The organism is Dietzia cercidiphylli (genome assembly GCF_014145145.1).
GTDB classification, from domain to species: Bacteria; Actinomycetota; Actinomycetes; order Mycobacteriales; family Mycobacteriaceae; genus Dietzia; species Dietzia natronolimnaea.
In genome coordinates this window covers 1-12,731 of record NZ_JAALEA010000033.1, presented here as the reverse complement: position 1 = coordinate 12,731, position 12,731 = coordinate 1, and the positions used below count along the sequence as shown (strand labels likewise).

Below are 12,731 nucleotides of genomic sequence, written 5' to 3'. Positions count from 1 at the left end.
CGGCCGTGGAGGCGCCGCCGCGCACGTCGGTCCGACCGGACTCGTCCGTCACCGGGTTGCGGTCACCGGTCCGGCCGGGCGCATCGGCGTGGCCCGGGGCATCGGTGCGGCCGGGAGCGTCTGCGCGGTGTTTGGGATCGAGCTTGTCCGCGTGCTGCTCCATGCGGCGCACGTCCTGACGCTGCTCGTCGACGACCGAACGGTGCTGCTCGGCCTCCGACCGCAGGCGATCCGCCTCCGCGGCCTTGGCCTTGGCCTCCTGCTCCGCCGCACCCGCGCGGTGCTCCTGCTCACGGGCCACGGAGTGCTGACGCTCCAGCTGCTGCTCCCGCTCCCGGGCGTCCTTACGCAGTTCGGCCGCTTCGCCGAGCTTCTTCCTGTTGCTGTTCCTCGCGGCCAACGCGATCAACGCGATGACCACGACCACTGCGACCACCCCGATGACGATCCAGATGATGGGGTCCATGATTTCCTCCGATGTCAGGGGTCACATTCCACCGGAAACGTAACCCCCCTCCGGGCCCCCTGCCACCGGTCGACCCACGTGGACACCGCGAACGTGGACACCGCGCACGTGGCGCCGGTGGGCCGTCGGGGATCCGGCCCTAGTGCACGGTCCGCGGCAACAGCCCGGCGTCGCGGGCCTCCCGACTCAGCCGCTCGCGGTGGTCCGGGTGGGCGATCGCGATCAGTGCGGCGGCGCGGTCGGACACCGACCGACCCCTGAGCGTGGCGATCCCGTACTCGGTCACGACGTTCTCGATGATGTTCTTGTGGGTGGTCACCGGGCTCCCGGGCGTCAACGAGAGCGTGATCCGGCTGATACCGCCGGAGGTCTGGGACGGGGTGACGATGAACCCGTGGCCACCGGGTGAGAACCTGCAGCCCCTGCCGAAGTCCGCCTGACCACCGGCTCCGGACCAGTACCGTCCACCGATCGTCTCCGATGCCGCCTGCCCGTAGAGGTCGACCTCGCTCGTGGCGTTGACCGAATGGAGATTGTGCTCCTGACCGATCACGCGCGGGTCGTTGACGATGTCCACCGGGAGCATGGCGACCGACGGGTTGTTGTGCAGCCAGTCCATGAGCTTCTGCGACCCCACCGCGAAGGTGGTGACGTGCTTGAACGGCCGGCCGGTCTTCCGTGATCCGTCGATGACGCCGGCGTCCACGAGGTCCATCACGCCGTCCGACAGCGCCTCGGTGTGGATCCCCAGGTTCTCGTGCCCGGTGAGCCGCGACAGCACCGCGTTGGGGAGCTTGCCGACCCCCAGTTGCAGACAGGCCCCGTCCGGCACCCGCTCGGCGATAAGGTTGGCGATCGCGTGCTCGATCTCGCCGGGCACGGGCGGCTCGATCGAGATCATCGGGGCGTCGTTCCGCGTCACGCCCACGACCTGGGAGATGTGGATGTGGTTGCGCCCGAAGGTCCGGGGCATGTTGGCGTTGACCTCGACGAAGAACGGCACCTGTCCGATGAAGGACGCCACGTAGTCGGCGTTGGTGCCCATCGAGAAGAACCCGTGCTCGTCGATCTCGGAGACCGTGGTCACGGCGAGGCCGGGCGGGCTGAACTCACGCAGGGTCGCCGGCACCTGCGCGAAGTCGACCGGAACGAGATCGCACGTGCCCTCGTGGAAGTTCTTCCGCGAACCGGGACCGAGGAAGTAGTCCACGTGCCGGAGCCTGCCCGGGTACGCACCCTCCATGAAGGGCAGCGATTCCCAGGGGTCCATGTGGTGGATGGTGACGCCGGAGAACCCCTCGGCCCCCGCGTCGAGAGCGCGCAGCAACGCCGGGGGCGCCGCGTTCTGGATCGGCGAGATGATGTGCATCCCCGGGGTGACGTGATCGAGTACCGCCTCGGCGGGCAGCTCTTCATAGTGGATGTCCTTGATCACGGTCGCACTCCGGTGGTCGGGGATGGTGGGGACGTCCGCCCGGCGGGCGGGTCATGCCAGGGCCGGGATGACCTCGCGTTCGAACAACTCGAGCCCCGAGGTGTCGGTGGCGATCTCTGGGAAGTAGAACACCCCGTAGGTCATCCCCAGACCCTCGAGTTCGCGGAGCTTGTCCACGATCTGCCCGGGCGTGCCCACCGCGGGCAGCCCGCGGTACGCGCCGAGCTGCCGGTCCGCCTCGTCCGCGCCCACGTGGCGGGCCATCCGGTCACGGAGGAACGCCAGCCTGTCGGCGACGTCCTTCTCCGTTTCCCCCACGGCCACGTTGTAGTTGGCGGTGCGCGTGATCTCGGACGGGTCCCGGCCCACGTCCGCGCAGTGTGCGAACAGGACCTCCGACTTGTGGGCGAACCCCTCGGGGCTGCCGTCGAAGTTCGTGTAGTCGGCGTGGCGGGCGGCGATCCGGAGGGTCTTGCGTTCGCCGCCGCCGGCGATCCACATCGGGATGCCACCCTCCTGCAGTGGCCGGGGTCGCACGATCGCACCGTCGACCCGGAAGTGGTCTCCCTCGAGCGAGACGATGCCGTCGGCCCAGGCCTCGGTCATGATCCGCACGCCCTCGTCGAGCATGGCGATCCGCTCACCGGCGGAGGGGAACCCGTAGCCGTAGGCCCGCCACTCGTGCTCGTACCAGCCGGCCCCGATCCCCATCTCGACGCGTCCGCCGGAGATGTGGTCCACGGTCGACGCCATCTTCGCCAGGAGCGCGGGGTTGCGGTACCCGAGACAGGTACACATCTGACCCAGCCGCACCCGGGAGGTCACCGCGCCGAGAGCGGACATCAGGGTCCAGGCCTCGTGGGTGGCCTCTCCGGTGGTGAGCGGTGCGGTGTGCATGTGGTCGTACACCCACACCGACTCCCACGGGCCCGCGTCGGCACGGGTGGCGAGGTCGGTGATGACCGGCCAGTGGCGGGCGGGGGGCACGTCGACCAGGTCGAGCCGCCAGCCCTGGGGCAGGAAGAGTCCGAAACGCATGCCCCCGACACTAGCGCCGTGGGCCACGCCGGGAGAGCCGGTCAGGCGGTGGACAGGACCGCGCCGATGCCCTCCGGCTCGTCCTCGCCGTCGAAGTACAGCGCCACGTATCGCCCCGCGACCTCGGCGACCTGCATCTCCATGTCGTACACCAACCGCAGGACGTCGGTCCGCATGATCTGCGCCGGCGTGCCGTCGGCGACGATCGAGCCGTCCTTCATGGCGATGATCCGGTCCGAGTAGGCGGCGGCGATGTTGATGTCGTGGATCACCAGGACGACGGTCTTGTCCCGCTCCGCGGCGGTCCGGCGCAGCAACCGCATGATCGAGGTGGCGTGACGCAGGTCGAGGTTGTTGAGCGGTTCGTCGAGCAGGACGTAGTCCGTGTCCTGCGCGAGAACCATGGCGATGTGGGCGCGTTGGCGCTGGCCGCCGGAGAGCTCGTCGAGGTACCGGTCGGCCAGGCCCTCCAGCTCCATCGCCGCCAGGGCGTACCCGACGTGCTCGTCGTCCCCGGGGGTGGGTCGGCCACCGTTGTGCGGGAACCTGCCGAAGGCCACGAGTTCGCGGACCGTCAGGCGGATGGAGACGGCGTTCTCCTGACGCAGCACCGCGAGGCGTCGCGCGAGCTCGCGGCCACCGTTCACGGACACATCGACCCCGTCGACCAGGACGTGTCCGGAGTCGGCTCCCTGGAGTCGGCTCATGACCCCCAGCAACGTGGACTTGCCGGCGCCGTTGGGTCCGATCAACGAGGTGACGCCGCCCTGGGCGAAGCACGCGGTGACGTCGCGGAGGACCTGTGTGTCGCCGTATGACGCGCACACCGAGTTCGCCTCGATACCGCCCCCGGTCGGGCGCTCGGCCGGCCACGGGGTCGCGCTGGTCCGGTCACCGCGGCGACGGAACGGGAGGAGGGACATGATCTGCTTCTTTCGTCAGCGTGCGCGGTTGGTCAGGAGCAGGAACAGGAACAGCAGGCCACCGACGAACTCGATGACGATGCTCAACGCGGACTCGACGCCCAGGGCGCCGAGCACCAACTCCCCACCGGCCAGCGCGACCACGCCGAGCAGCGAGGCGACGGGCAGCGTGAAGCGGTGGAGGGTGGTCCCGAGGAGCGCGTAGGCGGCGTTGGCGACGATGAGCCCGAAGAACATCACCGGGCCGATCAGCGCCGTCGACGCGGAGACGAGGAACGAGACCACCACCAGCACGACGATCGTCACCCGGCGGTGGTTCACGCCCAGGGCGACCGCCGGGTCACGGCCGAGGAGCATCACATCCAGCCTGCGGCCGAGCAGCACGACCACACCCAGGCAGGCGGCGACGATGAGTCCGCACGCGACCAGGATGTCCGGCTGCACACCCCGGAAGCTGGCGAACATGGCGTCCTGGACCCGCAGGTAGGCGGCCGGGTCGAGCAGGCGTTGGAAGAACGAGGAGATCGAGCGGAAGAACACCCCGAACACCACGCCGACCAGCAACAGCAGGTGGATGTCGGTCCTCCGCCCACCGAGCAGCCAGAGGTAGAGCGCGGTCGAGGCCACGACCATGATCGCCGTCTGCCCCAGGAATCCGGAGAGGCCGCCGCTGATGAGGCCGCCGGCGAGGGCCTCGGGACGCGGGACCACGAAGAACACGAGCATCGTCTGGACGAGCAGGTACAGCGAGTCGAAGCCCATGAGTGCCGGGGTGAGGATCCGGTTCCCGGTGACGGTCTGGAACAACACCGTCGACACGCCCACCGCCACGGCCACCAGGACGATCGCCACGGCATGGCGGGACAACCGGTCCAGCGAGTAGTGCCAGGCCCTGGAGCCCACGGTCTCCGGGAGGCCGGTCAGGACGAGTGCGGCCAGCGCCCCGACCGCGACGGCGGCGCAGACCAGGGTGACCAGCCACCGGCGTCGTCGGTCGGACTCGGTCCGTGTCCGCCCACGCCGGAGCTGCTGCGGCAGGCGCTCCGCGGTAGGGGTCTCAACCATTGCGCACCGCCCGCAGCATCATCGCCAGGAATACGGCCCCGCCGATGATCCCCACCAGCGTCCCCACGGGGATCTCACCCGCACCGGTCGAGCCACCGGCGAGGATGCCCGGGAGCGACCGTCCGACCATGTCGCAGACGAGGACGGTGACCGCGCCGAGGAGCGCCACGAGCGGCAGGCCGCGGCGCGCGTCGTCGCCGACGAGTCTGGAGACGACGTTGGGGACCACGAGTCCGAGCAGCGGGAGGGCGCCCACGGTGACGACGACGACGGCGGCGACGGCCGCCACGATGGACATTCCCAGGGCGACGACCGTGCGGTGATCCACACCGAGGCCCGTGGCGACGTCCTCCCCCAGCCCGGCCACGGTGAACCTGTCCGCCGTGATGTAGGCGATCACCCCGAGGACGGCCACCAGCCAGAGCAGTTCGTACCGCCCGGCGAGGACCGCGGAGAAGTCGGCGAGCATCCAGGCGTTGAGCATCTGGAGGAGATCCCGGGACAGTGCCAGGAACGCCGCGACCGCACCCACGACGGAGCCCAGCATGATGCCGATGAGCGGCACGATGAAGGAGTCGGAGACGGCGACGCGACGGATGCACGCGAGGAACAGCGCGGTGCCGGCGAGGGCGAACACCATCGCCACGAGCATCTTCACCACGATCGGGGCGCCCGGGGCGAGGATCGCCACCACGACCAGGCCCAATCCGGCGGACTCGACCGTCCCGGCGGTGGAGGGCTCCACGAAGCGGTTGCGGGTGAGCAGCTGCATGAGCAGTCCGGCGACCGCCAGGGACGCCCCGGCGAGCGCTGCCGCCGCGGTCCGGGGCAGGCGGGCCTCGAGGAGGTAGACGCGATGCGCCTCGGTGAGGCCACCGGTGAGGACGTCCCGGACCGTGATGTCGGCCGCGCCGACGAACACGCTCGCGACCAGTGCCACCAGTAGTGCGGCCACGCCGAGAACCGGCCAGGGCGCCTGGTGCCGTGGCCGGTTCTCCGACAGGGTGGTGGTCACGACCGGGTGCTCCCCGCGGTCAGGAGACTGCCGAGTCGATCTCGCCGATCATGGCGTCCAGGACGCCGAGCCCGCCGCCGATGAGGTACCAGTTCTGCCCGTCGAGCATGTGGACGTTGCCGTTGGTCGCGGCGGAGGTCCGGTTGAACAGGGGGTTGTCCAGCAGCGCTGTGGCCGCCTCACCCTCGGCACCGATCGCGGCGTCCCGATCGATCACGAAGACGTGATCGGGGTTGAGCTCGGCGATCTGCTCCCAGCTGAGCGGTGCGCCGTGCCTGCCCTCGGCGGCGACGTCACCGGCCGACTCCATTCCGAGTTCGTTGAAGATGATGTCGAACCGGGTCCCGGGGCCGTAGGCCGTGACCTTGCCGCCCGAGGTCATGAGCACCAGTGCCGTTCCGGCGTCCTCGGCCTTGGCACGCGTCTCGGCGACCCTCTCGTCGATCTCGGCGAGCTGCTCCGCCGCCTTGTCCTCGGCACCGAACAGGGCGGCGATCTCCTCCACCTTGGCGCGGTTGGACGCGACCGTGTCGGAGGTGTCGGGATCACCGGCGATCACCTGGTCCGAGATCTTGGCGAACTCGGGCTCCATCGCCTCCGTGCGCGCACCGAACAGGATCAGATCGGGGCCGAGCTCGGCGATGACGTCCATCTTCGGCTCCTTGAGGCTGCCGACGTCCGTGTACTCATCGCTCGCATAGGTGTCGAGCGCGTCCGGGAACACCCCGGTCTTGGTCAGGCCCACCACCCGGTCCTCGAGATCCAGCTCGTCGAGCGTGTCGGCAGCGGCGTGGCTGGTGAGGACGACCCGCGCGGGCCCCTCACCGTCGGTGCCGGTGGACTGCGCGTCGGAGCTTCCGCAGGCAGTGAGCGCGCCGCCGGTCAGGGCGAGGGCGGCTGCCGCGGCGACGATCGTGGGGAATCGGTTCACAGTGTCTCCAGGGGCTTAAGTCAGTAGGTTAGGCTCACCTTAACCACGCCGTGTGCGCAGGGGCAAAACCAAGGTGTGCCTTCCCTCAGAAGCGGGTGGTGGGGACCTCGCGCCGACCGGCCCGCTCCCGTGGCCACGGGACCCCGGCGCGAGTACGATCACGCCATCGGAATCCCGTCGCGAAGGAGGCCCGGCATGCCCACCGCGGAGGTCCGGAGGGCGATGCGCGCCCAGGACCGGCGACGGTTCCTCCCCCCTGAGGTCGCGGGCGACCACCGCCGCGACGCTCCGCTGCCGATCGGCCACGGGCAGACGAACTCGCAACCCTCCACCGTGGCGGACATGATGACCCTCCTCGAACCGTTCCCCGGGATGCGGGTCCTCGACGTCGGCTCCGGCAGCGGCTGGACATCGGCGATCCTCGGCGAACTGGGCGGACCGGGGTCCGCCGTGTACGCGGTCGAGCTGGTTCCGGAGCTGGTCGAGAGGTCACGCGCGGCCCTCACCCAGCCCTGGGTGCGGGTACACCAGGCCCGGCCCGGGGAGCTGGGCCTGCCGGAGTACGGCCCCTTCGACCGGATCCTCGTCTCCGCGATGGGCGAGGCCCTCCCTCAGGAGCTCGTGGACCAACTCGCAGAGGGCGGTGTGATGGTCGCGCCCTGGCGGGACGTCATGCACAGGGTGCGGCGCACGAGCGGGGAACTCGAGGTCACCGACCACGGTGGATACCGCTTCGTCCCCCTGCGCCACACCCGATTCTGACCTGCACAATCGGACGATTATCCTGGACGGAAGTTTTACCCGCCTTACAGATCCAGGAGCGTCGATGCCCGAGTTCGTCTATGAGGACCTCCTCCCGGTCGGTGCGGACACCACCGAGTACCGCCTCCTGACCACCGAGGGCGTCTCCACCGTCGAGGGCCCGGACGGCACGACCTTCCTGCGCGTGGATCCGGAGGCGATCCGCCTGCTCACCGAGACGGCGATGCACGACATCTCGCACTACCTGCGCCCCGACCACCTGGCCCAGGTCGCCAAGATCCTCGACGACCCCGAGGCCAGCGACAACGACAAGTTCGTCGCACTGGACCTGCTCAAGAACGCCAACATCGCCGCCGGCGGGGTGCTTCCGATGTGCCAGGACACCGGCACCGCCATCGTCAAGGGAGAGCGTGGCCAGCACGTGCTCACCCCGGGGCCCGACGAGCAGGCGGTCGCCCGCGGTGTCTACGACGCGTTCACCCGCCTCAACCTGCGCTACTCGCAGAACGCCCCCCTCACCATGTGGGACGAGAAGAACACCGGCAACAACCTCCCGGCCCAGATCGAGATCGGCGCCGACACCACTCCCGGCCACGAGAACAGCTACAAGTTCCTGTTCATGGCCAAGGGCGGCGGCTCGGCCAACAAGTCCTTCCTCTACCAGGAGACCAAGGCGATCCTCAATCCCGAGCGGATGATGCAGTTCATCGAGGAGAAGATCCGCTCGATCGGCACCGCGGCCTGCCCGCCCTACCACCTGGCGATCGTGGTGGGCGGCACCTCCGCCGAGTTCGCGGTCAAGACGGCCAAGCTCGCCTCGGCGCACTACCTGGACGAGCTCCCCCGCGAGGGGGCCATGTCGGGCCGCGGATTCCGCGACGTGGAGCTGGAGGAGAAGGTCTTCGAGCTGACCCAGCAGATCGGGATCGGCGCGCAGTTCGGCGGTAAGTACTTCTGCCACGACGTCCGCGTGGTGCGCCTCCCCCGCCACGGGGCGTCACTCCCCGTCGCGATCGCCGTCTCCTGCAGCGCCGATCGTCAGGCCAAGGCCAAGATCACCCCGGAGGGCGTGTTCCTCGAGCAGCTCGAGTTCGATCCCGGCCGTTTCCTGCCCGCCACCACCGACGCCGAACTGGACGCCGCGACGCACGGCGTGTCCGGGACCGGCAAGGGAGCGGCGGTGAGGATCGACCTCAACAAGCCCATGGCGGAGATCCTCGCCGAGCTGAGCAAGCACCCGGTCAAGACCCGTCTGTCCCTCACCGGTCCCCTGGTGGTGGCCCGCGACATCGCCCACTCCAAGATCAAGGAGCGGCTCGACGCCGGCGAGGAGATGCCGCAGTACCTCAAGGATCACCCGGTCTACTACGCCGGACCCGCCAAGACCCCCGAGGGGATGCCGTCGGGATCGTTCGGCCCCACCACCGCCGGCCGCATGGACTCGTACGTCGAGCAGTTCCAGGCCGCGGGCGGCTCGATGGTCATGCTGGCCAAGGGCAACCGCTCGAAGCAGGTCACCGATGCCTGCGCCACCCACGGCGGCTTCTACCTCGGCTCGATCGGAGGCCCCGCCGCGCGGCTGGCCCAGGACTGCATCAAGCACGTCGAGGTGATCGAGTACGAGGAACTCGGCATGGAGGCGGTGTGGAAGATCGACGTGGAGGACTTCCCCGCGTTCATCGTGGTCGACGACAAGGGCGAGGACTTCTTCGCCCACACCGGCGAGGTCACGCTGACGGTGGGCAAGCGCCCGGGTCTGTGACCTGTGCGGGCCTGTGACCTGCGGGGGCCACACACGCGCGGGCTATGTGACCTGCATGGGTGACCGCCCGGGGGGTGGCGTCACGAGACTCCCCGGGCAGCGGCCTCCAGTGTGGCCACGTCGAGTCTGACCATGTCCATCATCACCGTGAAGGCCCGTGCGGTGGCCGCCTGGTCCCCCGAGCGCCACAGCTCGTACAACGACTCCGGTGCGACCTGCCAGCGCACTCCGTAACGGTCGATGAGCCAGCCGCACTGCACCTCCCGGCCCCCGCCGGCCAGCAGGCCGTCCCAGTAGTGGTCGATCTCGTCCTGGTCGGCGCACCGGATCTCCAGCGAGATCGCATCGGTGTACTCGACCCCCGGACCCCCGTTGAGGGCGAGGAAGGCCCGACCGTCGAGCTCGAACTCCACTGTCAGGACCTCGCCGGCCTTCGGCCCCGGCGTGTCGACCGGGGACTCGTCGACCGAGATGACGCGCGAGTTCGGGAAGACCGAGCAGTAGAACTCCGCGGCCTCCTCCGCCTGCCCGTCCATCCACAGACACGTGACGAACCTCGACATGTCGCCCCCTCCTCCCGCCCCGACGGGCGTGGCCCGGATCCAGTGTCCCCCGACCGCGGCCCCCGCGGAACACCCTGGAGTGTCGCGATCCGGCAACGACGTTCGGCGCCGGTCTGGCCGCGACTAGGATCTACGTGCATGAACAGGATCACGCGTACCCTCGCCGCAGTCACGGTCGCCGCGGCCGCCACCGCCGGGCTCTCCGCCTGCGGGACGGACGGCGAATCGGGCCGGGACGAGGCGACCGGGGTGTCACCGACCACCTCAGAGGTGATGTCCACGACGACCTCGGCCCCCGTCCCCGGGCCCGCCGATTCGACGGTCGACGTCCCGGCACCCGTGGCGGACCGCTGGAACGACCTCGGCGGCGAGGCGGGCGAACTGGGCCGGGCGGCCGGACCCGCCACCGATGTAGAGGGCGGCTCGATCACCGAGTTCGAACGCGGGGCGATCGTCCTCACCCCCGCAGGGCGCGCCTTCGTGGTGCAGGGCGAGATCCTCGCCGCCTACCTGGACGCGGGCGGGCCCGCGGGCGAGCTGGGTTTCCCCACCGCGGACGAGGCCACCACCGACGGGGGATGGATCTCCACCTTCGAGGGCGGGGTCATCACATATCTCGACGGGGTCGCCGAGGTCCGCACCGACTGACCAGCAGTCGCCCGTCACCCGCACGGTTCGCCCGCGCGTCGGGCATCGGAACGGGGGTGAAAGCGGGTTATCGGGGCGTCGCGCGGCCCTCTCCGGCGGGGCTATCGTCCTCCCGTGAAGTCCACCCTCCCCCGCGCCCAGGCGCCGGATCCCCCGTCCACGCTGCCGGGGACCGTACCCGCCGCCGTGCTATTGCCCCTTGCCCTGGCCGGTGCGATCGGGCCGTTCGCGACCGACACCTACCTGCCCGCGCTTCCCCTCATCGTCGGGGAGTTCGGGGTCTCCGCCTCGGTCGCCCAGCTCACCCTGACCGCGTTCATGGTCTCGCTGGCCGCGGGGCAGCTCGTGATCGGCCCGCTCTCGGACCGTGTGGGCAGGCGCACCCTGTTGATCCTGGGTTCGGTGGGCACCGCGGTCGCGGCCGTGGTGTGTGCGCTGGCCCCGTCGATCTGGGTACTGGTGCTGGGACGGGTCGCCCAGGGGTTCTTCGGCGCGGCGGGGATCGTCCTGAGCAAGGCCGTGGTGGTGGACGTCGGCCGCGGTGCCGGTGTCGCCAAGGCGTTCGCGACCCTCATGGCCCTCCAGTCGGTGGCGCCGGTGATCGCCCCGCTCGTCGGCGGTGCCGTGGTCCCGTTCGGCGGCTGGCGGGGCGTGTTCTGGCTGTTGGCCGGACTGTCGGTGGTCACGGCGATCGGCGTGGTCGCAGCGGTCCCCGAGACGTTGCACCCCGGCGACCGCCGTACCGGCGGCGTCATGTCCACCCTGGGCGACATGCGTTTCGTGGCCACCTCCGGGCCGTTCGTGGCCCGGGTGTCGGTGTTCGTGTTCACGTTCGGTGTGCTCTTCGCGTACATCTCCGCGAGCCCGTTCATCTACCAGGACATGGTCGGACTCTCCCCCACCGCGTACTCGGTGGCGTTCACCGTCAACGCCCTCGGCATCCTCGCCTCGAACCTGGCCGGGGCACGCCTGGTCGGCAGGTTCGCACCGGAGAGGATCCTCGCCACCGGGGTGGTCGGCATGCTCACGGCGATCGCGGTGCTCGTCGTCGTCGTCGCCCTGTCCCCCGCCGGCACCCTGGGGTTGGCACCGGTCACCGTGGGCTTCATCCTGCTGACCCTGTCGATCGGGGCGATCCTGCCCAACGCGGCAGCCCTGTCCATGCAGGCGACCCGGGGGCACTCGGGGTCCGGGTCCGCGCTGCTCGGCGCTGCGCAGTTCAGCCTGGCGGCGCTCGTGGCGCCGCTGACAGGGTTCTCCGGCCCGCACTCCGCCCTGCCCATGCTCGCCGTGATGGGCGCCTGCGCACTCGTGGTCGTGGTGGCTCTCACGGCGGTGCTCCGCCGGTCGGCGCGCGCCGGGTGAGCGCTGCGAGGCGACACGACGGTCGTGGGCCGGGGGTAGGGTGACGGTCACGAGCGACCCCCGAGGTGGTGTCCGACATGCCGGTGATGACGACGACCGCGTCCCGAGCCCTGACCGGTGCCCGTCGGCGGGCCGGACTGGTGGTGCGCTCGCGGATCGCCGGTGACGACGCCGCCGAACGACGGCAACGGATCTGGCACTCCGAGGGCGAACGGTGGAACTCCCCCGGGGATGCGATCTGCGCGGTGCACGGCGACGCCTCGATGTTCGCCGCCGGGCTGACCGCTCTGTTACTCCAGTCGCTGCACCCGCTGGCCATGGCCGGGGTGACCGACCACAGCGACTACCGCGGCGACCCCTGGGGCAGACTCCAACGCACCTCGCAGTTCATCGCCACGACCACCTTCGGGACGGTCCCGGACGCCACGCAGCTCATCCGGACGATCAACGGGGTGCACCGGGCGGTGGTGGGGACCGACTATCGCGGCCGACCCTACGACGCCCGCGACCCGCACCTGTTGCGGTGGGTCCACGTCGCCGAGATCTGGGGCTTCCTCGAGTGCCACCGCCTGTACGGGCGCACCGCGATGTCGGCGGAGCGACGGGACGAGTACGTGCGACAGGCGTCGCGCACCGGGATCATGCTGGGAGCCCAGGACGTCCCGATGACCGTCGCCGAGCTCGACGCGGCCCTCGAGGAGTACCGGCCCGAGCTCGAGGCCTCCCCGGCCGCGCTCGACGCCCGGCACTTCCTGCTG

General features: G+C 70.2%; 13 protein-coding genes. 5 read left to right on the top strand and 8 right to left on the bottom strand.

The window, feature by feature from the left end; genetic code table 11:
• The 7 genes from G6028_RS01920 to G6028_RS01890 form a co-directional block, all read right to left on the bottom strand.
• Positions 1-466 (bottom strand): hypothetical protein (locus tag G6028_RS01920; protein ID WP_182657877.1); only part of this gene is annotated, 466 nt, incomplete at its 3' end.
• Between the two features lie 139 nt (positions 467-605).
• The gene (locus tag G6028_RS01915; protein WP_182657879.1) at positions 606-1,898 is read right to left on the bottom strand and encodes an acetyl-CoA hydrolase/transferase family protein; all 1,293 of its coding nucleotides are present in this window, start codon (positions 1,896-1,898) and stop codon (positions 606-608) included.
• 54 nt (positions 1,899-1,952) lie between these two features.
• The gene (locus tag G6028_RS01910; RefSeq protein ID WP_179525608.1) at positions 1,953-2,939 is read right to left on the bottom strand and encodes an LLM class F420-dependent oxidoreductase; all 987 of its coding nucleotides are present in this window, start codon (positions 2,937-2,939) and stop codon (positions 1,953-1,955) included.
• A 41-nt stretch (positions 2,940-2,980) separates the two neighbouring features.
• Complete coding sequence (locus G6028_RS01905; RefSeq protein WP_179525609.1) at positions 2,981-3,862, bottom strand: iron ABC transporter ATP-binding protein; 882 nt, start codon at positions 3,860-3,862, stop codon at positions 2,981-2,983.
• Positions 3,863-3,877: 15 nt separating this feature from the next.
• Entirely contained in the window at positions 3,878-4,927 is a 1,050-nt protein-coding gene (locus G6028_RS01900; protein ID WP_182652389.1) for an iron chelate uptake ABC transporter family permease subunit, read from the bottom strand.
• Entirely contained in the window at positions 4,920-5,942 is a 1,023-nt protein-coding gene (locus G6028_RS01895; protein WP_338404121.1) for an ABC transporter permease, read from the bottom strand. The genes G6028_RS01900 and G6028_RS01895 overlap by 8 nt, the downstream gene beginning before the upstream one ends.
• Positions 5,943-5,961: 19 nt before the next feature.
• A complete protein-coding gene (locus G6028_RS01890; protein ID WP_182609238.1) occupies positions 5,962-6,873 on the bottom strand; it encodes a siderophore ABC transporter substrate-binding protein in 912 nt (303 codons plus the stop codon).
• 195 nt (positions 6,874-7,068) lie between these two features.
• Between G6028_RS01890 and G6028_RS01885 the strand changes: the two genes are divergently transcribed.
• Both G6028_RS01885 and G6028_RS01880 read left to right on the top strand, forming a co-directional pair.
• Positions 7,069-7,635: a protein-L-isoaspartate O-methyltransferase family protein gene (locus G6028_RS01885; RefSeq protein ID WP_182652390.1), complete on the top strand. Its 567-nt coding sequence runs from the start codon at positions 7,069-7,071 to the stop codon at positions 7,633-7,635.
• Positions 7,636-7,699: 64 nt separating this feature from the next.
• Positions 7,700-9,397, top strand: a complete 1,698-nt coding sequence (locus G6028_RS01880) for a fumarate hydratase (RefSeq protein WP_182657876.1) — start codon at positions 7,700-7,702, stop codon at positions 9,395-9,397.
• An 80-nt stretch (positions 9,398-9,477) separates the two neighbouring features.
• Here the strand turns inward: G6028_RS01880 and G6028_RS01875 are convergent, their stop codons facing one another.
• Positions 9,478-9,960: a VOC family protein gene (locus G6028_RS01875; protein ID WP_182652392.1), complete on the bottom strand. Its 483-nt coding sequence runs from the start codon at positions 9,958-9,960 to the stop codon at positions 9,478-9,480.
• Positions 9,961-10,098: 138 nt separating this feature from the next.
• On the opposite strand from G6028_RS01875, the gene G6028_RS01870 reads away from it, so the two are divergent.
• From G6028_RS01870 to G6028_RS01860, 3 genes are all read left to right on the top strand, one after another.
• Positions 10,099-10,608, top strand: coding sequence for an LGFP repeat-containing protein (locus tag G6028_RS01870; protein ID WP_179525615.1), 510 nt, complete (start codon positions 10,099-10,101; stop codon positions 10,606-10,608).
• A 114-nt stretch (positions 10,609-10,722) separates the two neighbouring features.
• On the top strand, positions 10,723-11,973 hold the full coding sequence (locus tag G6028_RS01865; protein ID WP_182644780.1) for a multidrug effflux MFS transporter: 1,251 nt from the start codon (positions 10,723-10,725) through the stop codon (positions 11,971-11,973).
• Between the two features lie 77 nt (positions 11,974-12,050).
• A partial coding sequence (locus G6028_RS01860) for an oxygenase MpaB family protein (protein WP_182657878.1) occupies positions 12,051-12,731 on the top strand: 681 nt, incomplete at its 3' end.

Coding starts and splice junctions, on each gene's coding strand:
- G6028_RS01910 (WP_179525608.1), bottom strand. CDS start 2,939: ATGCGTTTCGGACTCTTCCTGCCCCAGGGCTGGCGGCTCGACCTGGTC.
- G6028_RS01905 (WP_179525609.1), bottom strand. CDS start 3,862: ATGTCCCTCCTCCCGTTCCGTCGCCGCGGTGACCGGACCAGCGCGACC.
- G6028_RS01900 (WP_182652389.1), bottom strand. CDS start 4,927: ATGGTTGAGACCCCTACCGCGGAGCGCCTGCCGCAGCAGCTCCGGCGT.
- G6028_RS01885 (WP_182652390.1), top strand. CDS start 7,069: ATGCCCACCGCGGAGGTCCGGAGGGCGATGCGCGCCCAGGACCGGCGA.
- G6028_RS01880 (WP_182657876.1), top strand. CDS start 7,700: ATGCCCGAGTTCGTCTATGAGGACCTCCTCCCGGTCGGTGCGGACACC.
- G6028_RS01875 (WP_182652392.1), bottom strand. CDS start 9,960: ATGTCGAGGTTCGTCACGTGTCTGTGGATGGACGGGCAGGCGGAGGAG.
- G6028_RS01870 (WP_179525615.1), top strand. CDS start 10,099: ATGAACAGGATCACGCGTACCCTCGCCGCAGTCACGGTCGCCGCGGCC.